Source organism: Streptomyces sp. LHD-70 (assembly GCF_031157275.1).
GTDB lineage: Bacteria > Actinomycetota > Actinomycetes > Streptomycetales > Streptomycetaceae > Streptomyces.
In genome coordinates this window covers 274,335-295,653 of record NZ_JAVIFW010000010.1, presented here as the reverse complement: position 1 = coordinate 295,653, position 21,319 = coordinate 274,335, and the positions used below count along the sequence as shown (strand labels likewise).

Here is a 21,319-nt window from a genome sequence, read left to right as displayed (position 1 = left end):
GTGGTGAGCGTAACGCCAAGCTCTACGAGCGGCCCTCCGAGTCCGCCGCTGCCGCCGGGTCCCAGCCCTCGCGGGGTGCGGAGGCGAGGAGGCGGCGGGTGTACGGGTCCTCCGGGGCGCTGAGGACGCGGGCTGTCGGGCCGTGCTCCACCGCCTTGCCGTGGCGCATCACCAGGACGTCGTCCGTGACGTGCCGGACCACGGCGAGGTCGTGGCTGACGAAGACCAGGGCGACGCCCGTGTCCCGGCGGATGTCGGCGAGCAGGCGGAGGATCTGGGCCTGGATGGACACGTCGAGCGCGGCGACCGCCTCGTCCAGGACCAGGATGCTCGGGTCGACGGCCAACGCCCTTGCTGTCGCGAGGCGTTGGCGCTGTCCGCCGGAGAGGACGCCGGGCCGGGCGTCGGCCTCGCGGCTGCCCAAGCCGACCTGGTCGAGGAGTTCGGCGGCGAGCGACTCGTCCCTGCCGTGCAGTCGGAGTGCGGTGCGCAGGCACTGGGTGGAGGTGAGGCGCGGGTCCAGGGAGAGATAGGGGTCCTGGAAGACCATCTGGATCTCGCGGGCGCGGGCCAGTCTGCGGGCCCGGCCGCGGGGCGGGCGGGTGCCGCGCGGCCGGCCGGAGACCGTGACGGTCCCCCGGTCGGGGGCGACGAGGCCGACGAGCATCCGGGCGACCGTGGTCTTGCCCGAACCGGACTCTCCGACGATGCCGAGGGCACCGCCCGGCGCCACCGTGAACGAGACTCCGTCGACGGCCTGGTGGCGGCCTCCGCCGGGCAGCGGGTAGCTCTTGCCGAGGGCGTCGGCGGCGAGCAGGGGGACATCGGTGGCTGCTCGCCCGCCTTCCGGGCGGGCGTCCTTGGCGCCCTCTCGCACCGATGCCGTCGGGTCCTTGGGCAGGGGTGTGGTCATGGCTGGTTCACCTCGGGGTGGGCGAGGGGCGGTACGTCGCCGGGGGTCGCTCTCGTGCCGGACGGGTGCGGGATGTGGACGCAGGAGGCGGAGCCGCCGTCGGGCAGCGGGCGCGGGGCCGGGTGCCAGGTCGGGCAGGCGTCCTCTGCGGCGTCGCAGCGCGAGACGAACGGGCAGCCGGTGAACGTGTCCGCGAGGGACGGCGGGCGGCCCGGGATGGGGGCGAGCTCCTGGGTGTCGTCCCCGAGGGAAGGGGAGCAGGCGAGGAGGCCGCGCGTGTACGGGTGGGCGGGGGTGCCGAACAGGGCGTCGGCCGTGCGGTGTTCGACGACATGGCCCGCGTACATGACGTGGACGCGGTCGCAGTACGCGGCGGCCAGGTGCAGGTCGTGGGTGATGAAGAGCATGCCGAGGTCGCGGTCGGCGCGCAGGGTGCGGAGCAGGGCGAGGATCTCGGCCTGGGTGGTGACGTCGAGGGCGCTGGTGGCCTCGTCGGCGAGGAGCAGCCGGGGTTCCGCGGCGAGGGCTCCGGCGATGACGACGCGCTGCAGCATGCCGCCGGACAGTTCGTGCGGGCGCTGGCGCAGGCGGCGCTCCGGGTCCGACAGGCCTACGTCGGCGAGGAGTTGGACGGCGCGTTCTCTGCTCGCGCCGCGTTCGCGCAGGAAGTCGCCGATGCGGCGGACCGGGTTGAGGGCGGCGCGCGGGTCCTGGTGGACCATGGCGACGGGTCCGGCACGGTGGGCGCGCAGTCCGGCGTCGTCGAGTGCGAGGACGTCGGTGCCGTCGAAGCGGACCCGGCCGGTGGCGGTGGCGCCGGGAGGCAGGACGCCGAGCGCGGCCTTGGCGGTGGTGGACTTGCCCGAGCCGGACTCGCCGACGAGGGCGACGACCTCCCCGGGCTCGACGGTCAGCGACACGGAGTCGAGGAGCGGCCGGGCGGCGCCCGGGAGCCTCAGGGCCAGGTCGGCGATCTCGAGCAGCGGTGCAGCCGGAGCGGTTCCCGGCGAGGACCCGCCCTGTGACGGGTTTGTCAGCAACGGCATCACTGCCTCCCCAGCCGGTCGGCGGCCCAGACCCCGACCACGTTGAAGGACACCACGACCAGGGCGATGGCGGTGCCGGGTACGAGTGCGGGCAGAAGGGCGCCCTGGACGACGGCTGCCTGCCCCTCCTGCACCATCAACCCCCAGTCGGACGACGGCGGTTGGGCGCCGAAGCCGAGGTAGGAGAGCGTGGCCAGAGACATCAGGGCCTCGCCGAACAGCACCACGAGGTAGCCGAGGACGGCGCGGCCCAGGTTGGGCACCAGGTGCGCGGCGCATATCCGGGTGCCGCCCATCCCGAGGACGCGGTACGCGTCGACGTACGGTTTGCGGGCCTCGGCCAGGGCCAGGGAGCGGGTGTATTTGGCGATGGTCGGGGTGAAGGCGAGGCCGAGCGCGAGCACGGACGTGGTCATCCCGGCACCGAAGACGGCGATGATCAGGACGGTGAACAGCAGCCCCGGAAAGGCGTACATCACGTCGGTGAGGCGGGAGACGAGGGTGTCGACCCAGCCGCCGCGCCAGGCCGCGAGCACCCCGAGCGTCACGCCGAGCACGGCGGCGACGGCGAGCAGCAGGAGGGGCGCGATCAGGCTGGACCGGGCGCCGTACAGCGCGCGGGAGAGCAGGTCCTGACCGGAGGAGTCGGTGCCGAGGAGGTGTTCGCCGCCGGTGCCCACGAGGGAGGCGGAGAGGTCGACGGCGTCGGGGGCGTACGGGGCGAGCAGCGGCGCGAGGGCGGCGGCGAGCACGACGAGGGCCAGGAAGGCGGCCGCGATCGTGACGCCGAGCGGGCGGCGTGCGCGGGCCGCCACGACCGGGGTGAGCGTCAGGGCGGTCATCGGGAACTCCCTTGCGCGACGCGGGCGACGCGCGGGTCGAGGAGTGGATGGACGGCGTCGACCAGGGTGGTCACCACGATGTAGCCGGTGACCATGAGGAGCAGGACGGCCTGGGCCACCGGGAAGTCATGGGTGTTGATGGCGCCGACGAGCAGCGAGCCGATGCCGCTGATGCCGAAGGCGGTCTCCACGACGACGGTGCCGGCGAGCATGCCCGCCATGACGAGGCCGCACATGGTGACGACGGGGCCGAGGGCGTTGCGCAGGATGTGGCGGCGGACGATGTCGCGTTCCGGTACGCCGGAGATCCGGGCGGCCTCGACGTGGTCGGACGCGGCGGCGTCGGCCATGGACTGGCGGGTGACGCGGCTGACGATGGCGAGCGCGCCGAGCGCCAACGACACGGCGGGCAGGGTGAGATGGCGGATCGTGCCGCCGAGGCCCTCGCCGCTGCCGGTGACCGGGAACCAGCCGAGCTGGACGCCGAAGAGCGAGACCAGGGCGATGGCGGCGACGAAGGACGGCACGGACGCGGCGAGTGTGGTGCCGCCGACGACGGCGGAGTCCACCCACGTGGACCGCTTCACGGCGGCGAGCACTCCGGCGCCGACGCCGAGGACCACGAACAACAGGGTGGCGTACGCCACGAGTTGGAGCGTCGTCGGGAAGCGGGCGGCCACCAGGTCGGCCACCTGGTCGCTGTACTTGAAGGAGCGGCCGAGATCGAAGTGGAGGCAGTCCCAGAGCCAGCGGGCGTACTGCACGACGAGGGGTTCGTCGAGGTGGTACTCGGCGCGCACCTGCGCGAGCCGTTCCGGTGTGAGCTTGTCGCGCCCGCCCGCGAGGAACACGGCGGGGTCGCCGGGGGCGGCGTACACGGCGGAGAAGATGACGAAGGACGCGGCGAGGAGCGTGGCGAGCACCCCGGCCAGTCGGTGCACGAGGCGTCCCGCGATACGGATCGGCACGGGGCTCACCCGCCCTTCTTGGCGCCGAGGTGGGCGGCCCACGGGTAGTACAAGTACGCCTGGGAGGCGGGCGGGCCGGTGAGGCGGTCGCTGAGGATCAGGGCGGAGGGCACCTGGGCGACGGGGATCCACACGGCCTCGGACACGAACTGCCGCTGTACGTCCATGGCGAGTTCGGCGCGCTCGCCGTCGTCGAGGGTGGCGAGGGCGCGCTGGACGGTCCGGTCGTAGTCCTTGCTCGCGAAGCCCACCCAGTTGTTGGGCGAGTCGGCGAGGCCGTTGTCGTAGAAGCCCATGGGGTCGGCCTTCGAGATGTACCAGTCCCCCACCAGGACGTCGATGTCGGCGCGGGCCTGCGGGTCGCTGTAGAACTCCTCGAACTGCGCGGTCGGCACGGTCTTGATCCGGCCCTTGATGCCGATGCGCTGGAGTGCGGCGCGGACGGCGTTGGCGACGACCGTGCGGCCCTGGCTGCTGTCCGTGCCGATGACGACGGGGTCGGTCGGGGTGCCCGCGGCCTTCACGAGCCGTTTGGCCTCGGTGAGGTCGTCGGCGTCGGGCGTGGCGGGCGCGTACCGGTCCAACTTCTTCTGCGCCGCGGCGAACGCACCCTTCTCGTACCCCCAGGCGCCGGAGCCGACGGGGGCCGCCCAGGGCTGGACGAGGCCGCCGTATCCGGAGTCGGCGATGCCCTTGCGATCGAGGGCGAGGGACAGGGCGCGGCGCACCTGCGGGTCCTTGAGGCCGCCGCGGGCGGTGGGGATGAGGACGAGGGCGGCGGTGGAGGGGCCGTAGTGCTGGTCGAGGCCCTTGGCGGTGCGCAGGGCGGCGGCGGTGTTGGGCGATTCGGCGTAGGCGCCGTCGGCGGCGCCGGTCTTCAGGGCGTTGACGAGGGCGCTGTCGGCGGCCCAGCGGAAGACGACCTGCCGGGTCCTGGGCTGCTCGCCCCAGTAGTCGTCGTACGCCTCGATGGTGAGGGAGTCGCCGGACTTCCAACTCTTCAGGGCGTACGGGCCCGAGCAGGCGTCGGGCTGTCCCGGGGTCCCGAACTCCTTGCCCGCCTCCGTAACCCGCTCCTTGTTCCAGACGATGCCGGCGTCTCCCGCGAGGGCCTTGGTGAAGAGGGCGTCGGGCTCCTTGAAGCGGACCGTGATCTCGCGCGGGCCGGTCTTCCTCATCGACGCGACGTTGCCGAATTCGTCGGACTGCTCCATGTCCGGGTCGGCGTGCCGCTCCAGGCTCCACAGGACGTCGTCGGCGGTGAGCGGGGAGCCGTCGTGGAAGGTGACGCCGTCGCGCACGGTGAGGACGAGGGTGGTGTCGTCGGGGTTGTCGGCCTTCTCGGCGAGGAACGGCTCGATGGTCATGTCGGGCTGCAGTTGGTAGAGCCGCTCGCAGACGTTGGTGAGGACGACGCGGCCCGCACTGGTGCCCTGCGTGTCGAGGTCGAGGGAGTCCGGCTCGTCCTCCAACAGCCAGTCGGCGCTTGCCAGTTCGCCCTTGGCCGCCGGGGTGGTGGCGGTGAGGCGGAGCTTCGCGGCGTCGGCGGGCTGCCCGCCGAGCGCGGTGTTGTCGGCGCCCGCGCAGGCCGAGCAGGCGAGCAGGGCTCCGAGCGCGGCGAGGGCGGCCGCGGTGCGCTTGGTGGTCATCTGGTGTCTCCGTACGGGCCGTCGTAGAGGTTCCAGGGCAGGTGTTGGTAGTCGCGGTCGCAGGGGGTGCCCGCCGTCGCGTGGTAGTCGCCGGTGGTGAGGTCGACGCAGGAGGAGACCAGCGTCATCCAGTGCTTGACGGTGGGGCGGCGCGGGTCGGGATGGGTGCACAGCGACTCGGGGTGGCCGAGGTGGTCGGACATCGCCTGCTTGACGACCTTGCGGGACTCGTCGGGCCCGGTGGCTTCACGCAGGGCGCGCAGGCCCTGTTCGGCGCGGGGGACGCGGACCAGCGAGTCCGAGGACATCGGGCGGTAGCCGGCGGCGAGGGGCGCCGGTATCCCGGCCTGGTAGTGGTTGCCGTGCACGAGCAGTCCATCCGTGGGGTACATCCAGCCGATGCCGGCCGGTGTCGTCTCCAGGTCCACCGCGAAGCCCTCGCGGCAGGTGAGCAGGGCGTTGGAGGCGATGTGGGCGCGGGTGCGGCAGAGCACGTCCAGGGCGTCGGTGACGGTGTGCTGGTCGAGGACGCTGCGCCGGACGACGGTCTGCGGCAGTCCGATCGCGTCGCTGAAACGGCCTCCGAGGCCGTTGGCGTTGAGCGCGATCCCGGCCGAGTTGGCGCCCTGGCGGCCGATCTGTCCGGCCTCGACCTGCATGATCAGGGTGGGTTTGGGCGGCTGCACGATACGCAGCAGGACGACGGTGTCGGCGACGCCCGCCCGCCAGTCCCAGTTCTGCCCGGCCCATACGTGGCCGTCGCCGCTGGCCTCGCCGTACGCCGCGAAGGAGGTGCAGCCCTCGGCGGGTTCCTCGTCCTGGGGCTCGGCGGGGCCGTGGGCCATGGTGGCGAAGGATCTGTCGTAGATGACCTCGCCGCGGGCGTTGAGCGCGAGGACGTCGAGCAGGCCTACCCCGGCGCCGTCGGCGATGCCGCGCATCTCCTCGACCAGCTCGGGGGCGTAGGCACGCACCGGGTCGAGCCAGCGGGTGGCGCGGGCGGTGACCTGGTCCCAGGTGAGGCCCGAGGACTGGCCGAAGGCGTCTTCGTAATAGGCGCGCGCGGCGTGCAGTTGGGGCCGGACCGCTTCGCCGTACTGCCGGCCGCGGTCGCGGGGAGTGCCGGAGATCTCGATCTCGGGGAGCGTACGGGGTGCCATTCTTCTCCTCGCGGGTGGAGAGAGGCGACGACGCCCACAGGCGTGCTGTAACGTCGGTTACTAACTTCTCTCCTCTTGGAATGCCTTGTTCAGGAGAGTAACGTCGATCACACGGAAGTCAAGAGCTGTAATGACGATTTCAGAGCAAGGATCGGGGAACGGACCGGACGACGACGCGGACCCGGCCGCCATCGGGGACCCGGCCGCCGCCGGGGGCTCCCTGAGTGAGCCCGAGGCCGCCGCGGCGCGGCTGCGCACCGCCGTGCGCGCGCAGTGGGACGTCCTGTCCGCGTCCGAGCGCGCGGTCGCCCGCCATCTCGCGAGCGCCCCCGCCGAGTCCCTGCTCTTCGCCTCGGCGCAGGAGCTGGGCACGGCGAGCGGCACGAGCAACGCCACGGTCGTACGGGCGCTGCAGCGCCTCGGCTATGCCGGACTGCCCGCGCTCAAGCGGGAGTTGGCCGTCGACTTCACCGCGGCCGTCGCGCCGGAGGTACGCCTCAAGCAGCGCATCGACCACGTCGGGCGCGACCTGGACGCGATCTGGGGGGACGTCTTCGACGAGGCACAGGAGCGCATCGAGCACGCCCGCCGGCTCACACCCGGCGCGGCACTCAGTGACGCGGTGGGGATCCTGGCGGAGGCGAAGGAGATCCACTGCTACGGCATCGCCGCGTCCGAACTCGCCGCGCGCCACCTGGCGTTGGCGCTCGGCCGGATCGGCCGCCGCTCCCGCTGTGCGGGCGCCACCGGCTTCGCCCTCGCCGACCAGCTGCTCGCGATCCGGCACGGCGACGCGGTGGTGATCTTCCAGCCGGGCCGTGACCTGGCCGAGCTCTCGGTCCTCGTGGACCGCGCGCAGGCGGTCGGCGCGCGCGTCGTCCTGGTCACGGACGAGCTCGCGGAGACGTACGGCCCCCGGGTCGACGCGGTCCTCACCGCCCCGCACACCCCGACGGGCATCACGACGGAGGCCCTCACCGCCCTGGTGGTCGCGGACGCGCTCCTCCTCGCCCTCACCACGCTGGACGAGACCCGCGCGGTGGAGACGTCCCACCAACTGACAGCGCTGCGCGAGCAGTTGCTGGGGAGGAGGGAGCGGAGGAGGTGAGGCGTCCAGCCCGGAGGACCGGGGCCAGACCCGGCAGCCCGGGGTCGCCGAGGTGCACGAACGCCCCTGCGGGAGGAGTCTGAGTGCATCAGCCCCGCACCGCACCCGGGGGGCGTCATGCCGAACTGGAACTCCCCACCCCCACCCCCGGACCGGGGCACGCCCCGCGGTGGACCGCGGTGGGGTCAGCCGCCCCCGCCGAAGCGTTCCGGTACGGGGCGGGTCCGGGCCCTGCTTCGCGTACTGCTCCGCGTCCTGCTCGGTATCGCAGCCGTGGTGATCGCCATCGGGGTGATCGCGGTCGTCACCGGCGACGGAGGCGGTGACGAACCGCCCCGCACCCCACCCCGACAGGAACAACAGACTCCCCCGGTCACCGGCCCGCGCGCCGATGTGGAGATCACGAGCTGCACCGTCCCCCACAGCACGCGCCGGCCCACCGCCGAGCTGCGGATCACGAACCACAGCTCGAAACCGTCCGACTACGTCATCGGCATCGAGTTCGTGGACGCCGGGGACGCCGGGGACGCCGGGGACGCCCGCGGAGAACGCGTCGCCGAGGGCTTCGTCACGACGCACCACCTCGCCCCCGGCCAGGTCGCCCGCAAGTCCGCCACGGGCTTCGAGGAGGCCGACGGCCCGGTGAAGTGCCGGATCACGGACGTCTCACGGCACGCGTCGAACTAGGGGGCGAACCAGGGGGGCACCGGGGGGACCAGGGACGGGCGCACCAGGGGGCCGAAGCCCCGCCCGGCGCGGGCGGGCGGTCGCCGTCAGCCCTCCACAGCGGCCGGGTCCATCCACACGACCTCCCACGTGTGCCCGTCCAGGTCGTCGAAGGCCCGGCCGTACATGAAGCCGTGGTCCTGGGTCTCGCCCGTGACCTGGCCGCCTGCCGCGACGGCCTTCTCGACCAGTTCGTCGACCTTCTCGCGGGTCTCGGCGCTCAGGGCGAGCAGCACTTCGCTGGAGGTGGTCGAGTCCACGATCTGCTTCTTGGTGAACTCGGCGTACTTCTCCGGCGTGTGGAGCATGACCACGATCGTGTCGCCGAGCGGGATCGAGGCGGTGGTCTCGTCGCTGAACTGGGCATTGATCTCGTAGCCCAGGGCGGTGAAGAACTTCCTGGCGGCGCCGAGGTCGCCGGTGGCCAGATTCACGAAGATCATCTGCTGGTACATGACGGGGTCTCCCTCGCAGTCAACGGTTTCAGGACGGTAGACCCGGATCCCGGACCAAACTCATCGGCGCCCGCCCGACGTTTCCCCGGCCGAGCATGGGCTACCCGTTCCTCCGCGACTACGCGCCTACGCGCCTACGCGCTGAGCACAAGCCGTGCCGAGGCCCCGTCCGCCGCGATCTCGAACGACGTGCCGTACGGGGCCGACCGCTCGGCGAGTTCGGTCAGCAGGCGGCGGCCTTCCGCACCGCCAGCCGGGGCCGGGAAGCCCTTGCGGGACACGGGCAGGTCGCGGCCCAAGTCCAGCGCGTGGACGGTGAGTTCGGCGAGGGTGCCGTCCGGGCGCTGCTTCCAGACGGGCAGGATGCCGTGCATCGCGTCCCAGCTGTTCGACAGCCAGTGCTCGCCCGCGGCGGCGGCCAGCTTGTGCATGCCCTCCTGGAGGGTGACCCCGTCGGTCTCCTCGCCGGGCGCGCCGGAGAAGCGGACGCGCCGGCCCGACTCCTCGTCGACGTAACCGTGTTCGTCGTACCACTCCTGCGGGAGGGCCTGGAGGGTCTCGTCCTGGAAGACGAAGTCGCCCGTGCTGTAGCAGATGAGGCGGCCGGAGTAGAGCTCGATGCCGCGGACGACGTGCGGGCCGTGGCCGATGACCGCGTGGGCTCCGGCGTCGATGAACGCTCGGGCCGCGGTGTGCACGAAGTCCGCGGGCGCGGTCTTGTCGTCGCCCTTCATCTCGTGGGCGTGGAAGTTCACGATCACGGAGTCGGCCTGGAGGGCGGCGTCACGGATGGTCCGGGTGAGGCGGGCCATGTCGTCGGGGTGCGGGTGGGTGGTCAGGCCGAGCCGCTCGTCCGCCGCAGCTGCGTGGTAGATCTGCGGGTAGCCGTACAGGTCGTTCCCGAAGGGGATGTGACCGGGCGGCAGCGGGGGGACGAAGCCCTCCCGGATCTGCATGTCGACCATGTTGTTGGTCTCGGTCAGGGCGGCGATCTCCGTCAGCGCCCGGACCTGATCCGCCGTGACGGCCAGGGACTTGACGTGCCGCAGCCCGTTCACGCCCGGGCGCCCGGCCAGGTCGCCGCGCTGCCGGCTCGCATGCCAGGTGCGGTGGGCCGTGGACACGACGGAGACGAGGGCGACGCGGCCGTTCGGGCTGTCATGGAACACGGCGCGGGACGCCTCGGCGAGCTGTGCACCGGTGCCGCTCGCGCTGATCCCGGCCGTCCGCAGGTGGCGGTGGTGCGCTTCGAGGCCGTCGATGCCGTAGTCCAGTACGTGGTTGTTGGCGGTGCCGACCAGGTGGAAGCCGTAGGCCTTGAGGTCGTCGAGACGGTCCGGGGCGGTGCGCAGATGGGTGCCGCCGGAGAGGGCGCCCGCTGTGCCTTCGCCGTCGTCCAGGATGGTCATCTCCAGGTTGGTGACCGCGCAGTCGGCCTCCCGGAGGATCGCCCGGACCTGCTCGAAGCCCTGGTGTCCTGCGGGTAGGCGCAACGTGGCGAGGTAGTCGCCGGTGGCGGCGAGGGTCAGGGTCGGGTCGGTCATGCGGGGGCGGCCTCTCGTACGGGGCGGGGTGGCGTGACAGGGGGTGGTCTGGGTCTGGCTACTGCGCCTCGGGGGCCAGCCAGGCGGACGCCGCGGTGAGCAGGAGCGTGACGCCGTGCTCGATGGTCGGCTCCGGTACGGGGGCGTAGTACGGGGAGTGGTTGATGGGGATGTCGGCGGGAAAGCCGTCCTCCAGCACCGCGGCCAGGTCCGTGCCCGCGAAGGCGTCCGGGTCGGCGCCGCCGAAGTGCCAGTAGACCGAGGGTGCGCCGAGCGCCTCGGCGAAGACGTTGAAGTCCTCGCTGCCGTTGAGCGGTCGCGCCATGACGTGCATCCGCTCGCCGATACGGGCGGCAAGCGCGGCCCGCACCTTCTCCGTCGCCTCGGGGTCGTTCACGGTGAGCGGAAGGCGGTGCAGCATCTCGAAATCCGGTTCCCGGGGGGCGCCCGAGGCCGCGGCCTCGGCGAGCGTCACGCGCCGGATCGCCGCGAGCACCCGGTCGCGCACCTTCGGGTCGGAGGTGCGCAGGCCGAGCTTGAGCTCGGCGGTGTCCGGGATGATGTTCTCCTTCGTACCGGCGTTGATCGAGCCGACCGTGAGCACCGCGGTCTGATGGGCGGCCACCTCGCGGGCGACGACGGTCTGCAGGCGCAGCACGACGGCCGCGGCCATCACCACCGGGTCGACGGCCGCCTCCGGCATGGAGCCGTGGCCGCCCTTGCCGTACAGCGTGACGCGCAGGCTGTCGGAGGCGCACATCACCGGTCCCGGCCGGGTCGCGGCGAGGCCCGCCGGCACCGGCGCCACGTGCTGGGCGAGGCACACGTCGGCGCGCGGGAAGCGGTCGGCGAAGCCGTCGTCGATCAACTTCGGTGCGCCGCCGATCTCTTCGGCGGGCTGGAAGAGCGCGACGACGGTGCCGTTCCAGGCGTCCTGGTGGGCGGCGAGCTGCGTGGTGGCGCCGAGCAGGCATGTGGTGTGCATGTCGTGGCCGCAGGCGTGCATCACGGGGACCGTCTCGCCGTCCGCGTTCTCGGCGGTGACGGTCGAGGCGTACGGCAGGCCCGTCCGTTCAGCGACGGGCAGGGCGTCCATGTCGGCGCGGAGCAGGACGACGGGGCCGTCACCGGAGCGCAGCACGCCGACCACTCCGGTGCCGCCGACGCCCTCGGTGACGTCCCAGCCCTGGGCGCGCAGCCGTTCGGCCACTATCGCGGCGGTTCGGTGTTCCTGGAAGGAGAGTTCGGGGTGGGCGTGCAGGTCCTCGTACAGGGCGCGCAGGTCCTTCAGGCGGGAGTCGAGACCGGTGAGGAGGGCAGGGGTGGAAGCCGCCGGTGTGGTCATGAAGCACGCTCCGTTTCAGGGGTTTCAGGGGTTTCAGGGGTTTCGGGAGTCCTGGAGGTCTCAGGGGTGCCAGGGGTTTCAGGGGTGAGGCGCGGCAGGTGGGCGCATACGGCCTTCTGGAAGGCGGGTGTGTCCTGGGGCGTGCAGAGCGACATGACGGCGCTGAGGACCGCGCCGAGTACGAGGCAGGCGAAGCCCGCCTCGAAGGAGAAGGCGTCGGCGATGAAGCCGAGCGCGGCGGGGGCGACCATCCCGGCCACCTGCCCACCGAAGATGATCATGCCGGAGGCCACGCCCACGTACGCCGAGGGCAGGCTGCGCAGCGGCACGGTCTGGAACGAGATGAAGCCGATGGAGGCGCCGGAGACGGCGAGCGTGGCGAAGACGATGAATCCGGTCAGGGTGGGCCACAGGACCATGCACACCAAGGACACCGCGGCCACCGTCATGCCGGGCACGACCACCTTGCGCTGGTGGCCGCCCAGACGGTCGGCGATGCGGCCGCCGAACGCGGTGCAGGCCGCCGCCGCCAGCGCCGGGATCGCGATGAGCGCCCCGGACTGTGCGAGGGAGACGTCGTGCTCCTCGTGCAGGTACGTGGGGATCCAGGTGTTGAGGCCCCACAGGATCAGGCTGTAGCCGAAGGTCATCAGGGAGAAGCGCCACATCACCCACCGCCCGAGCAGCGCCTTCACGGCAGGCCCGGCCGGTGGGACGGCGGCCTCGGTGGGCCCGTCCTGCTGTCGGCTGCCGGGCAGCCAGAGGCGTACGGCGACGAACACGAGGATCCCGACCGCGGCCATCGAGTAGAACGCCGAGCGCCAGCCGAAGACCGCGACGAGCGGGGCCACGGCGAGCGGGCCGACGGCGGCCGCCAGGGCGTTGGAGCTGAGCACCAGGCCCTGGGCCTTCATCCGGTTGTCCACATGGGTCCGCTCGACCAGGAGTTTCGTCGAGGCGGCCGGGAAGACGCCCTCAGCGACACCGAAGAGGAAGCGGAGGATCAGCAGGACGGCGAACGACCACGCGGCGCCGGTCAGGGCGGTGAAGGCGGACCAGATGAGGATCGCGGCGAGAGTGACCCGCTTGGCGCCGAAGCGGTCGGCGAGGAAGCCGCCGGGTATCTGGCAGAGCGCGTACGCGGCGAAGAAGACGGAGACGAGCAGGCCCAACTGTCCGTGGTCCAGGTCGAATTCGTCGCCGATGTCGGGCAGTACGAAGTTGATCACGAGCCGATCGGCGTAGTCGATCAGCCAGGCGACGAACAGCAGGCCCACGGTGATCCGCGCCGTGCGGTCCATCGGTCGGGCCCTTGGCGTCGGGGCGGACGGAGCGGTCACGACACTCCTCTCTCAACTGCTGCCGGATAGCCGACGCGGTGCGCGGCCGGACAGGGAAACCTTCGGATCGCCGCACGATCGGTCCATAGAATTGCCGGAAAGCATCTGGACAGGAGCATCTGTGCCCGATTCCCGCATGCCGTTCTCCGAGCTCGACCTCGCCCTCGTGCACGCCCTGCAGGAGGCGCCGCGCGCCCCCTGGTCCGAGATCGGGCGCGCCCTCGACGTCGACGCCAGGACCGCGGCACGCCGCTGGTCCCAGCTCACCGACGCCGGGCTCGCCTGGCTGACCGGGTACCAGTCCCCGAAGACGGTGACCGTCGCCCATATCGAGGTGACCTGTCGTCCCGGCCAGGTGAGCCTGGTCGCCGCCGCGATGGCCGCGCAGGAGTGCGTGTTCGGGATCGACCGCACCGCCGGTGACTTCGACCTGTTCCTGTCCGTGGTCAGCGACGGTCTGCCCGCGCTCGGCCAGTGGGTGAACGACGTACTCGGCGCCCTGCCCGGCGTCCAGTCGTCCCGCACCCGCCCGTGCCTGCGGCTCTACGGAGAGGGCAGCGACTGGACCGTGGGCGCCCTGGAGCCCGCGGGCCGGGCCCGGCTGACGTCGGGGCGCACGCCGCATCTGCCGTCCGACACGGCCGACTCCGTGCGGTACTTGCCACCGGAGGACCAGGCGCTGATCGGCGCACTCGGTGCCGACGGGCGGCTCGCGTACACCGAGCTCGGCGCTCGCACGGGCCTCAGCGAACACACCGCCCGGCGGCGGCTGCAGCGGCTGATGCGGGACGGCGACATCGCGTTCCGCTGCGACTTCGCCCGCCCTCTCGGCGGCTATCCGGCGGCGGCGATCTACCACGCCGCCGTGCCGCACGCGCAGTTGGAGGCGACCGGGATCGCGCTCTCCCAACTGGCGCCGGTGCGGCTCTCCGCGTCGATCAGCGGCCCGCACAACCTCCTCTTCGTCATCTGGCTGCCGTCGATGAGCGGTGCGAGCGCCCTGGAGGCACTCCTCGCCGACCGGTTCCCGGCACTGCAGGTCCGGAACCGTTCCGTGATCCTGGAGACCCCGAAGCGCATGGGACACCTGCTCGACCACCACGGCCGCACCCGCGGACGTCTCTCACCTGCACCGTTCCGCGCACGGTTTCCTGACGAGGACGGGTTCTCGGGGCGTCTGTGAGGGTTTCGTTGGGCGGGCCGGTGGGCCGACCGGTGGGCTGGGCCGGGCGGTCGAACGGGGCCTGACGTGGGAGTCGCCGAGAGGCAGTTCCTGCCGGAGGTCGCGTACGACATGGTCCACGGGAACTGAGCCGATCGGACCCGGAGTTGGGGCTCCGCAGCCCGTCGACGCGTTCCGTATCCGCCCCCTACACTGCGGTGCGTCCCCCGCCGGGGCTCCTGGAGTACGGCGCGGGGCGGGCGGCGCCACCCGCGGTGGGCGATGGCGTGGGCAGGGGGGCCGATGGAAGATCTGCAGGACAGTCTCCGCAACGGCCTCTACTGGTGTCTGGCGTTCTCGGTGATCCTGCTGCCGGTGGGATTCGCGAGCGGGTTGTGGGTCTGGGTCACCCTCGCCTACGCGGCGATCATCTTCGTCAGCGTGCTCGTGGGCGTGGTGCTCGCCCTCGACGGCCGGGTCCTGACGGTGGCGGTCTTCCTGCTGTGTCTGCTCGTGCTGGGAGTCGGTGTGAGCCTGGTCGCCTTCGGGGTGCACGCCATCGTGACGTTCGAGCCGTACTGCACTCCGTCCGAGACGACCGACTGCCGCCTGCTCCTGAACGGGCAGGACGTGGGCGAGGCGAGCGTGGCCGACCAGCGCAGGAGCATGGTCATGGACTCGTTGCTGCCGATCGGGGGCGGGGCGGTGCTCGCGATCGGCGCGCTGGTCTTCGGCGTCACGCGCCTGCGCGAACGCGCCTCACAGCGTGGGTATTTCTAGGGGGCGTCACCATCGCGTCAGCGTCTTTGCCCTGCGCGTCAGGGTCCCGTCAGTGACGGTTCCCGGGACCGGGGGTGGCGGGCATAGCGTCCTGGGCATGGCGTCGAGGCACGGGGGCGGGCCGTTGCCCGCTCCGAACCGCCTCGGCACCTCCAGACCTCCAGGAGACACCGATGACAACGCTGCTGAGCGACGAAGACCCGGAACCCTCCGAACGGTTCCCGGCCGGACCGCTCTACGTCCCCGTCCGGCCGGGCCCGACCGGGCACACCGTCCGGCTGTTCCGCACCCCGCTCGGCGAGCGCACCGCGGTCGGCTTCACCTCCGAGCACGCGCTGACCGCCACGCTCGGCACGGGCCAGTCGTGGACCCGGCTCGCCGCGCCCGCTCTGCGCACGATCGTCGCGCCGCTCGGGTCGGTCACCGTCACGATCGATCCGCTGCTCACCGCCCCGGCGCCCCGCCACGGGAGCGAGTCGCGCCCCGACTCCCCCTCGTACCAAGGCACTTGGGGTCCGCAAGCCGTCGGCGCACTGCGGGTGACCGGTGCCGCCGCGCTCGTCACCGCCCTTTCGTACTGGATCGGCTGAGGTGAGCGCCCCGATGACCACCGTTCACGAACCCGCCGCCGCCCTCACCGACGCCGAGGGACTCGCGGTCTGGCCGGCCTCCACCGCCGAGCCCCGGCCCGGCGAGCTGTCCGTCGGCGGTGTGCGGCTGACCGAGATCGCCGAGCGCTTCGGGACCCCGGCGTACGTCCTCGACGAGGACGAGGTGCGCCGCCGCTGCCGCACGTACCGGGACACGTTCCCGGAGGCCGAGATCCACTACGCCGCGAAGGCGTTCCTGTGCCGGGCCATGGCGGGCTGGGTGCGCGAGGAAGGCCTCGGCCTCGACGTCTGCTCCGCGGGCGAACTCCAACTCGCGCTCTCCGCCGGGTTCCCGGCCGACCGGATCGTCCTGCACGGCAACGCCAAGACGCCGGACGACCTCGGGCAGGCCCTGCGGTACGGCGTCGGCCGCATCGTCATCGACAGCCCCTCCGAGATCGCCCGCCTCGCCGCGGCGGTCGGTCCTGACGGGCACCAGAAGGTAATGGTCCGTGTCGTGCCCGGCATCAGCGCGGGCGGCCACGAGAAGATCCGCACCGGCACCGCCGACCAGAAGTTCGGCCTGTCCATCTCCGACGGCTACGCCCAGCACGCGATCGCCCGCATCCTCGACCAGCCGCAGCTCGAACTGACGGGCCTGCACTGCCACTTGGGCTCACAGATCACCGCCGTCAAACCGTACGTCGCGGCCGTACGGCGCATGGTGGGCCTGATGGCCCGGCTGCACGACCAACACGGCCTCGTACTGCCGGAGTTGGACCTCGGCGGCGGTCACGGCATCGCCTACCGCCCCGGCGAACGGGCCCTGGACCTGCCCCTCCTGGCCCGAAAGGTCCGGGCCGAGCTGATCGAGGCGTGCGCGGCGGCCGGACTCCCCGTGCCGCGTCTGATCCTCGAACCCGGCCGCGCCGTCGCGGGCCCCGCCGGGGTGGCGCTGTACCGCGTCGTGACCGTCAAGCACACCGGTGGCCGCACGTTCGTCGCGGTGGACGGCGGGATGAGCGACAACCCGCGGCCCGCGCTGTACGGCGTGCGCTACGCACCCCGCCTGGTGGGCCGGCGCGTCAGCACCACCCTCGCGCCGGTGACCGTGGTGGGCCGGCACTGCGAGGCCGGGGACGTGGTCGCCGCGGACGTCCCCCTTCCCGACGACGTACGTCCCGGGGACCTGGTCGCCCTGCCGGTCGCCGGGGCGTACCACCTGTCGATGGCCTCCGGCTACAACCTCGTCGGCCGCCCCCCGGTGGCCGCCGTACGCGACGGCCGCGCCCGCCTCCTCGTACGCCGCGAGTCCGCGGAGGACCTCCACAGCCGGGACGTGGGCCTGTGATGCGTGCGTAAGTCCCCAGTGGTCATGCCCCCGCTGCGGCGGGGGCGTTGGCCGCCAGGGACGTGCGGACGCGGCCTACGTCGTAACGGTCGGCGGAAGGTCCGCGCTCGTTCCCGTACGGCTCGGGCCGGCGCGCAGGGTGAGGACCATCGTCAGGCCCCCGCCAGGCGTGTCCTCGGCCGTCAGCGTGCCGCCCATCGCTTCGGTGAAGCCGCGGGCGACCGCGAGGCCGAGGCCTACCCCGGCGCCGCGCGGCACGTCGCCGTAGCGCTGGAACGGCTCGAAGATGCGGTCCTTGGCGTCGTCGGGGACGCCGGGGCCGCGGTCCACGACGCGCACCTCGACCCGGTCGGCCATCGTGCTGGCGGAGACCAGGACGGCCCGGCCCTCGGGGCTGTACTTGACCGCGTTCTCGACGACGTTGGCGACGGCGCGTTCGAGCAGGCCCCGGTCCGCCGAGATCATGGGGAGGGTCTCGGGGATGTCGAGGTGCACGCTGTCCTCGGGTACGCCGCCGAGCGCCATCGGCACCACCTCGTCGAGGTCGGTCTCACGGATCAGGGGCGTGACGGTGCCGGTCTGCAGGCGGGACATGTCGAGGAGGTTGCCGACCAGGTGGTCGAGGCGGTCGGCGCCGTCCTCGATCCCTTCGAGCAGCTCGGCGCGGTCCTCCTCGGACCACTCCACGTCGTCCGAACGCAGCGAGGACACGGAGGCCTTGATGCCGGCGAGCGGCGTCCGCAGGTCGTGTGACACGGCGGCGAGCAGCGCGGTGCGGATGCGGTTGTCCACGGCCATGGTGCGGGCCTGTTCGGCCTGGTCCTTCAGGCGGCGGCGGTCGAGGACCACGGCTGCCTGGGCGGCGAACGCGGCGAGGACGCGGCGGTCCTCGGCGGGGAGCACCCTGCCGGTGAGGGCCAGGGACAGGTCGTCGCCGACGGGGACGTCCACATCGGCGTCCTCGGGCCGGGCGGGCGGCTCGCCGCTGCCGACGCGGGCCGTGCACGTCCACGGGTCGACGTCGCTGGCGCGTTCCAGGAGCGCGGCGGACTCCATGCTGAACGTCTCGCGGACGCGTTCCAGCAGGGCCTCGAGGCCGGTGTCGCCGCGCAGGACGCTGCCGGCCAGGAAGGAGAGGATCTCCGACTCGGCGCGCAGCCGGGCCGCCTCCTTGGTGCGGCGGGCGGCACGGTCGACGACCGAGGCGACCGCGACGGCGACGCCCACGAAGATGGCGATGGCGACGACGTTCTGCGCGTCCGAGATGGTCAGCGTGTGCACCGGCGGGGTGAAGTACCAGTTGATCAGCAGGGAGCTGACCACCGCGCACCCGAGGGCCGGCCACCGGCCGCCGAGCAGGGCGGCGCCGACCGTCAGGCCGAGGAACAGCAGCATGTCGTTGGCCAGGCCCACGTCCGGAAGGACGCTGGTCAGCAGGTAGGCGAGCAGGGCCGGGCCGGCGACTCCGGTCAGCCAGCCGGCCAGGATCCGGCCCCGGCCGAGCCGCGCCGAGCGGGCCACCGGAAGGGCGCGGCCCTGGCCCATGGCGTCGTGGGTGACCAGGTGGACATCGAGGTCGGGGCCCGAGTCGAGGGCCACGGTCGCGCTGACGCCGGGGCCGAAGACGTACTGCCAGGGCTTGCGGCGGGAGACGCCGAGGACGATCTGGGTGGCGTTGACGCCGCGGGCGAACTCCAGGAGTGCCGTGGGGATGTCGTCGCCGATGACGTGGTGGAAGGTGCCGCCGAGGTCGTCGGTCAGGGTGCGCTGGACGACGAGTTCCTTCGGCGACGCGTTGGACAGGCCGTCGCTGCGGGCGATGTACACGGCGAGCAGCTCGCCCCCTGCGCCCTTCTCGGCGAGCCGGGCCGCGCGGCGGATGAGCGTACGGCCCTCCGGGCCACCGGTGAGGCCGACGACGATGCGTTCGCGGGAGCCCCAGATGGTGGAGACGCTGTGCTCGGAGCGGTACTGGTTGAGGTATTCGTCCACCCGGTCGGCGGTCCAGAGCAGCGCCAACTCCCGCAGGGCGGTGAGGTTTCCGGGCCGGAAGTAGTTGGACAGGGCCGCGTCGATCTTGTCGGGCTTGTAGATGTTGCCGTGGGCCATGCGGCGGCGCAGGGCCTGCGGTGACATGTCGACGAGTTCGATCTGGTCCGCGCGGCGTACGACCTCGTCGGGGACGGTCTCCCGCTGCCGGATCCCGGTGATCGACTCGACGACGTCGCCCAGTGATTCGAGGTGCTGGATGTTGACCGTCGAGACGACGTCGATGCCCGCGGCCAGGAGCTCCTCGACGTCCTGCCAGCGCTTGGCGTTGCGGGAGCCGGGGACGTTGGTGTGCGCCAGTTCGTCGACGAGGGCGACCGCGGGACCGCGCTCCAGTACGGCGTCCACGTCCATCTCCGTGAACACCGAGCCCCGGTAGTCCAGTTCGCTGTGCGCGACCTGTTCGAGGCCGTGCAGCATCACCTCGGTGCGCGGCCGGTCGTGGGTCGCCACGAAGGCGACCACGCAGTCCGTGCCGCGCTCGACGCGGCGGTGCCCCTCGGACAGCATCGCGTAGGTCTTGCCGACGCCCGGCGCCGCGCCGAGGTAGATCCTGAACTTGCCGCGTCCCATGGCTCCGGTTCCTCTTGCCCTCGTCCTTGTCGTCTTCGTACGCGTCGTCCTCGTCTACTGCTCGAAGCGGTACCCCATGCCCGGTTCCGTGATCAAGTAGCGGGGGTGGGAGGGGTCGGCTTCCAGTTTGCGCCGCAGCTGGGCCATGTAGACGCGGAGATAGTTGGTCTTGTTGCTCTGGGAGACCCCCCAGACCTCGTGCAGCAGGTGGCGCTGCGTGATGAGCTTCCCGGGGTTGCTGATCAGGATCTCCAGGAGGTGCCATTCGGTCGGGGTCAGACGTATGTCGCGGCCGGCCCGGCTGACCCTCTTCGCGGCCAGGTCGACGGTGAACTCGGCGGTGGTGACCCTCACCTGCTCCCGTACGGGCGCGGAGTCGGCACGCCGTTCCGCGGCCCGGAGCCGGGCCAGGAGCTCGTTCATGCTGAACGGTTTGGTCATGTAGTCGTCCGCACCGGCGTCGAGGGCCTCGACCTTCTCGTCGGAGGAGCGGCGTGCGGTGAGCACCAGGATCGGCGCTCTGGTCAAGCCGCGCAGCACTTTGATCACCTGGATGCCGTCCAGGTCCGGCAGGCCCAGGTCGAGGACGATGACGTCCGGTCCGCGCACCGCGGCGAGCCGCAGCGCGGTCGTCGCGTCGGGGGCGGCGTCCACCTCGTACGAACGTGCCTGAAGGTTGATCACCAGTGCCCGTACGAGCTGCGGATCGTCCTCCACCACTAGGGCCCGCCTCCCCGATCTTTGCGGATCAGCCCGCGGCGTCTGGTGCGGTGCATCGGCGTGCGCCCGGATCTCCCTCGTACTGGACGTACTTGGGTGATTCGGGCGTGCGGCGAGGTGCCGTGCCAGGCGTCGCGGGCCCGCAAAGATCGGGGAGACGGGCCCTAGCACCCGCGTCATCGGTGCGGCCTTCCTTGTCGTCGCTGCGATCGGTGCGGTGCCTGGTTCGCGGCAGCGGGAGGCGGCGGGCCCGGGCCTTGTCCGGCCCAGGGTGGTCCGGACGCCTTGGGCCCGCCCGCTCCCGCTGCTCGCGCCCGTTTCCATCAGCTCTTCGCCGTCAGTTCCTTGAGCGCGATGTTGAGCTGGAGGACGTTGACGCGGGGCTCGCCCATGAAGCCGAGGGTCCGCCCCTCGGTGTGCTGGTCGACCAGTTTCCGGACCTGCTGGATGCCCAGGTGGTTCCGCTCCGCGATGCGGTGCACCTGGAGGTCGGCGTACCGCGGGGAGATGTGCGGGTCGAGGCCGGAGCCGGAGGAGGTGACCGCGTCGGCGGGCACGTCGGAGGGCTTGACCGTGAAGTCGTCGGTGGAGTTGTCCTGCACGACGGCCGCCTTGGCGTCCTTCACCCACTGGAGCAGTTCGTCGTTGTCGCCCGCGCGGTTGGTGGCGCCGGACAGGATCAGCTTGTACTGGGTGTTGACGCTGTTCTCGCCCAGGCCGTTGGAGGGGCGCGGCTGGAACCACCTGAGGTCGGGGGCGGGGGTCTCCTGACCCTTCTTCAGGGGCAGGTCGTAGCGCTGGCCGATGAGTTCGGAGCCGACGACCCGGCCGGTGGAGTCCTTGACCTCGGAGCCGTTGGCCCGGTCGGGGAACAGGGCCTGGGCGACGCCGGTCACCGCGAGCGGGTAGAGGACACCGCACAGCACGGTGAGGACGATCAGGGCGCGCAGCCCTGCCCCGATCAACCGGGCGGTGTTCACTGCGGAGTTGTTCATGAC

General features: G+C 72.2%; 19 protein-coding genes. 6 read left to right on the top strand and 13 right to left on the bottom strand.

Annotated elements, in window-relative coordinates; all coding sequences use genetic code 11:
• Positions 1 to 22: 22 nt before the first annotated feature.
• From RCO28_RS21895 to RCO28_RS21870, 6 genes are read right to left on the bottom strand one after another with little or no spacing between them, the layout of a single operon-like run.
• Positions 23 to 913 (bottom strand): ATP-binding cassette domain-containing protein, encoded by an 891-nt coding sequence (locus RCO28_RS21895; RefSeq protein ID WP_308942882.1) that lies wholly within the window; start codon positions 911 to 913, stop codon positions 23 to 25.
• A complete protein-coding gene (locus RCO28_RS21890; RefSeq protein WP_308942881.1) occupies positions 910 to 1,959 on the bottom strand; it encodes an ABC transporter ATP-binding protein in 1,050 nt (349 codons plus the stop codon). Before RCO28_RS21890 ends, RCO28_RS21895 begins: the two co-directional genes overlap by 4 nt.
• Positions 1,959 to 2,801 carry an ABC transporter permease gene (locus RCO28_RS21885; RefSeq protein WP_308942880.1) on the bottom strand — a complete coding sequence of 281 codons (843 nt, stop codon included), beginning with the start codon at positions 2,799 to 2,801 and terminating at the stop codon, positions 1,959 to 1,961. The genes RCO28_RS21890 and RCO28_RS21885 overlap by 1 nt, the downstream gene beginning before the upstream one ends.
• Complete coding sequence (locus RCO28_RS21880) at positions 2,798 to 3,778, bottom strand: ABC transporter permease (RefSeq protein ID WP_308942879.1); 981 nt, start codon at positions 3,776 to 3,778, stop codon at positions 2,798 to 2,800. The genes RCO28_RS21885 and RCO28_RS21880 overlap by 4 nt, the downstream gene beginning before the upstream one ends.
• Complete coding sequence (locus RCO28_RS21875) at positions 3,775 to 5,418, bottom strand: ABC transporter substrate-binding protein (RefSeq protein WP_308942878.1); 1,644 nt, start codon at positions 5,416 to 5,418, stop codon at positions 3,775 to 3,777. The genes RCO28_RS21880 and RCO28_RS21875 overlap by 4 nt, the downstream gene beginning before the upstream one ends.
• Positions 5,415 to 6,578, bottom strand: a complete 1,164-nt coding sequence (locus RCO28_RS21870; protein ID WP_308942877.1) for a C45 family peptidase — start codon at positions 6,576 to 6,578, stop codon at positions 5,415 to 5,417. The genes RCO28_RS21875 and RCO28_RS21870 overlap by 4 nt, the downstream gene beginning before the upstream one ends.
• Positions 6,579 to 6,708: 130 nt before the next feature.
• Between RCO28_RS21870 and RCO28_RS21865 the strand changes: the two genes are divergently transcribed.
• On the top strand, positions 6,709 to 7,686 hold the full coding sequence (locus tag RCO28_RS21865; protein WP_308942876.1) for a MurR/RpiR family transcriptional regulator: 978 nt from the start codon (positions 6,709 to 6,711) through the stop codon (positions 7,684 to 7,686).
• A gap of 117 nt (positions 7,687 to 7,803) precedes the next feature.
• Complete coding sequence (locus RCO28_RS21860; RefSeq protein WP_308942875.1) at positions 7,804 to 8,373, top strand: hypothetical protein; 570 nt, start codon at positions 7,804 to 7,806, stop codon at positions 8,371 to 8,373.
• Positions 8,374 to 8,459: 86 nt separating this feature from the next.
• Here the strand turns inward: RCO28_RS21860 and RCO28_RS21855 are convergent, their stop codons facing one another.
• The 4 genes from RCO28_RS21855 to RCO28_RS21840 form a co-directional block, all read right to left on the bottom strand.
• Positions 8,460 to 8,867: a VOC family protein gene (locus RCO28_RS21855; RefSeq protein WP_308942874.1), complete on the bottom strand. Its 408-nt coding sequence runs from the start codon at positions 8,865 to 8,867 to the stop codon at positions 8,460 to 8,462.
• 134 nt (positions 8,868 to 9,001) lie between these two features.
• Positions 9,002 to 10,411, bottom strand: coding sequence for a CapA family protein (locus RCO28_RS21850; RefSeq protein ID WP_308942873.1), 1,410 nt, complete (start codon positions 10,409 to 10,411; stop codon positions 9,002 to 9,004).
• A 58-nt stretch (positions 10,412 to 10,469) separates the two neighbouring features.
• Positions 10,470 to 11,756 carry an amidohydrolase gene (locus RCO28_RS21845; RefSeq protein ID WP_308942872.1) on the bottom strand — a complete coding sequence of 429 codons (1,287 nt, stop codon included), beginning with the start codon at positions 11,754 to 11,756 and terminating at the stop codon, positions 10,470 to 10,472.
• Complete coding sequence (locus tag RCO28_RS21840) at positions 11,753 to 13,057, bottom strand: MFS transporter (protein ID WP_308942871.1); 1,305 nt, start codon at positions 13,055 to 13,057, stop codon at positions 11,753 to 11,755. Before RCO28_RS21840 ends, RCO28_RS21845 begins: the two co-directional genes overlap by 4 nt.
• A 160-nt stretch (positions 13,058 to 13,217) precedes the next feature.
• Between RCO28_RS21840 and RCO28_RS21835 the strand changes: the two genes are divergently transcribed.
• The 4 genes from RCO28_RS21835 (at position 13,218) to lysA (ending at position 16,979) form a co-directional block, all read left to right on the top strand.
• Entirely contained in the window at positions 13,218 to 14,279 is a 1,062-nt protein-coding gene (locus RCO28_RS21835) for an AsnC family transcriptional regulator (protein ID WP_308942870.1), read from the top strand.
• 282 nt (positions 14,280 to 14,561) lie between these two features.
• Positions 14,562 to 15,038 carry a hypothetical protein gene (locus tag RCO28_RS21830; RefSeq protein WP_308942869.1) on the top strand — a complete coding sequence of 159 codons (477 nt, stop codon included), beginning with the start codon at positions 14,562 to 14,564 and terminating at the stop codon, positions 15,036 to 15,038.
• 173 nt (positions 15,039 to 15,211) lie between these two features.
• Positions 15,212 to 15,628 (top strand): SAV_915 family protein, encoded by a 417-nt coding sequence (locus tag RCO28_RS21825; protein ID WP_308942868.1) that lies wholly within the window; start codon positions 15,212 to 15,214, stop codon positions 15,626 to 15,628.
• A 13-nt stretch (positions 15,629 to 15,641) separates the two neighbouring features.
• A complete protein-coding gene (gene lysA / locus RCO28_RS21820) occupies positions 15,642 to 16,979 on the top strand; it encodes a diaminopimelate decarboxylase (protein ID WP_308942867.1) in 1,338 nt (445 codons plus the stop codon).
• Positions 16,980 to 17,054: 75 nt separating this feature from the next.
• On the opposite strand, the gene RCO28_RS21815 is transcribed toward lysA, so the two are convergent.
• The 3 genes from RCO28_RS21815 to RCO28_RS21805 all read right to left on the bottom strand — a co-directional run bounded on the left by RCO28_RS21815 (position 17,055) and on the right by RCO28_RS21805 (position 21,316).
• Complete coding sequence (locus RCO28_RS21815; protein ID WP_308942866.1) at positions 17,055 to 19,601, bottom strand: sensor histidine kinase KdpD; 2,547 nt, start codon at positions 19,599 to 19,601, stop codon at positions 17,055 to 17,057.
• 54 nt (positions 19,602 to 19,655) lie between these two features.
• Complete coding sequence (locus RCO28_RS21810; RefSeq protein ID WP_308942865.1) at positions 19,656 to 20,321, bottom strand: response regulator; 666 nt, start codon at positions 20,319 to 20,321, stop codon at positions 19,656 to 19,658.
• 323 nt (positions 20,322 to 20,644) lie between these two features.
• Positions 20,645 to 21,316 (bottom strand): potassium-transporting ATPase subunit C, encoded by a 672-nt coding sequence (locus tag RCO28_RS21805; protein ID WP_308942864.1) that lies wholly within the window; start codon positions 21,314 to 21,316, stop codon positions 20,645 to 20,647.
• Between the last annotated feature and the right edge of the window lie 3 nt (positions 21,317 to 21,319).

Excerpts from the sequence above, each read along its gene's own strand:
- RCO28_RS21895 (WP_308942882.1), bottom strand. The coding sequence starts at position 913 with ATGACCACACCCCTGCCCAAGGACCCGACGGCATCGGTGCGAGAGGGC.
- RCO28_RS21890 (WP_308942881.1), bottom strand. The coding sequence starts at position 1,959 with ATGCCGTTGCTGACAAACCCGTCACAGGGCGGGTCCTCGCCGGGAACC.
- RCO28_RS21885 (WP_308942880.1), bottom strand. The coding sequence starts at position 2,801 with ATGACCGCCCTGACGCTCACCCCGGTCGTGGCGGCCCGCGCACGCCGC.
- RCO28_RS21875 (WP_308942878.1), bottom strand. The coding sequence starts at position 5,418 with ATGACCACCAAGCGCACCGCGGCCGCCCTCGCCGCGCTCGGAGCCCTG.
- RCO28_RS21870 (WP_308942877.1), bottom strand. The coding sequence starts at position 6,578 with ATGGCACCCCGTACGCTCCCCGAGATCGAGATCTCCGGCACTCCCCGC.
- RCO28_RS21865 (WP_308942876.1), top strand. The coding sequence starts at position 6,709 with ATGACGATTTCAGAGCAAGGATCGGGGAACGGACCGGACGACGACGCG.
- RCO28_RS21860 (WP_308942875.1), top strand. The coding sequence starts at position 7,804 with ATGCCGAACTGGAACTCCCCACCCCCACCCCCGGACCGGGGCACGCCC.
- RCO28_RS21855 (WP_308942874.1), bottom strand. The coding sequence starts at position 8,867 with ATGTACCAGCAGATGATCTTCGTGAATCTGGCCACCGGCGACCTCGGC.
- RCO28_RS21850 (WP_308942873.1), bottom strand. The coding sequence starts at position 10,411 with ATGACCGACCCGACCCTGACCCTCGCCGCCACCGGCGACTACCTCGCC.
- RCO28_RS21845 (WP_308942872.1), bottom strand. The coding sequence starts at position 11,756 with ATGACCACACCGGCGGCTTCCACCCCTGCCCTCCTCACCGGTCTCGAC.
- RCO28_RS21840 (WP_308942871.1), bottom strand. The coding sequence starts at position 13,057 with ATGGACCGCACGGCGCGGATCACCGTGGGCCTGCTGTTCGTCGCCTGG.
- RCO28_RS21830 (WP_308942869.1), top strand. The coding sequence starts at position 14,562 with ATGGAAGATCTGCAGGACAGTCTCCGCAACGGCCTCTACTGGTGTCTG.
- RCO28_RS21825 (WP_308942868.1), top strand. The coding sequence starts at position 15,212 with ATGACAACGCTGCTGAGCGACGAAGACCCGGAACCCTCCGAACGGTTC.
- lysA (WP_308942867.1), top strand. The coding sequence starts at position 15,642 with ATGACCACCGTTCACGAACCCGCCGCCGCCCTCACCGACGCCGAGGGA.
- RCO28_RS21815 (WP_308942866.1), bottom strand. The coding sequence starts at position 19,601 with ATGGGACGCGGCAAGTTCAGGATCTACCTCGGCGCGGCGCCGGGCGTC.
- RCO28_RS21805 (WP_308942864.1), bottom strand. The coding sequence starts at position 21,316 with ATGAACAACTCCGCAGTGAACACCGCCCGGTTGATCGGGGCAGGGCTG.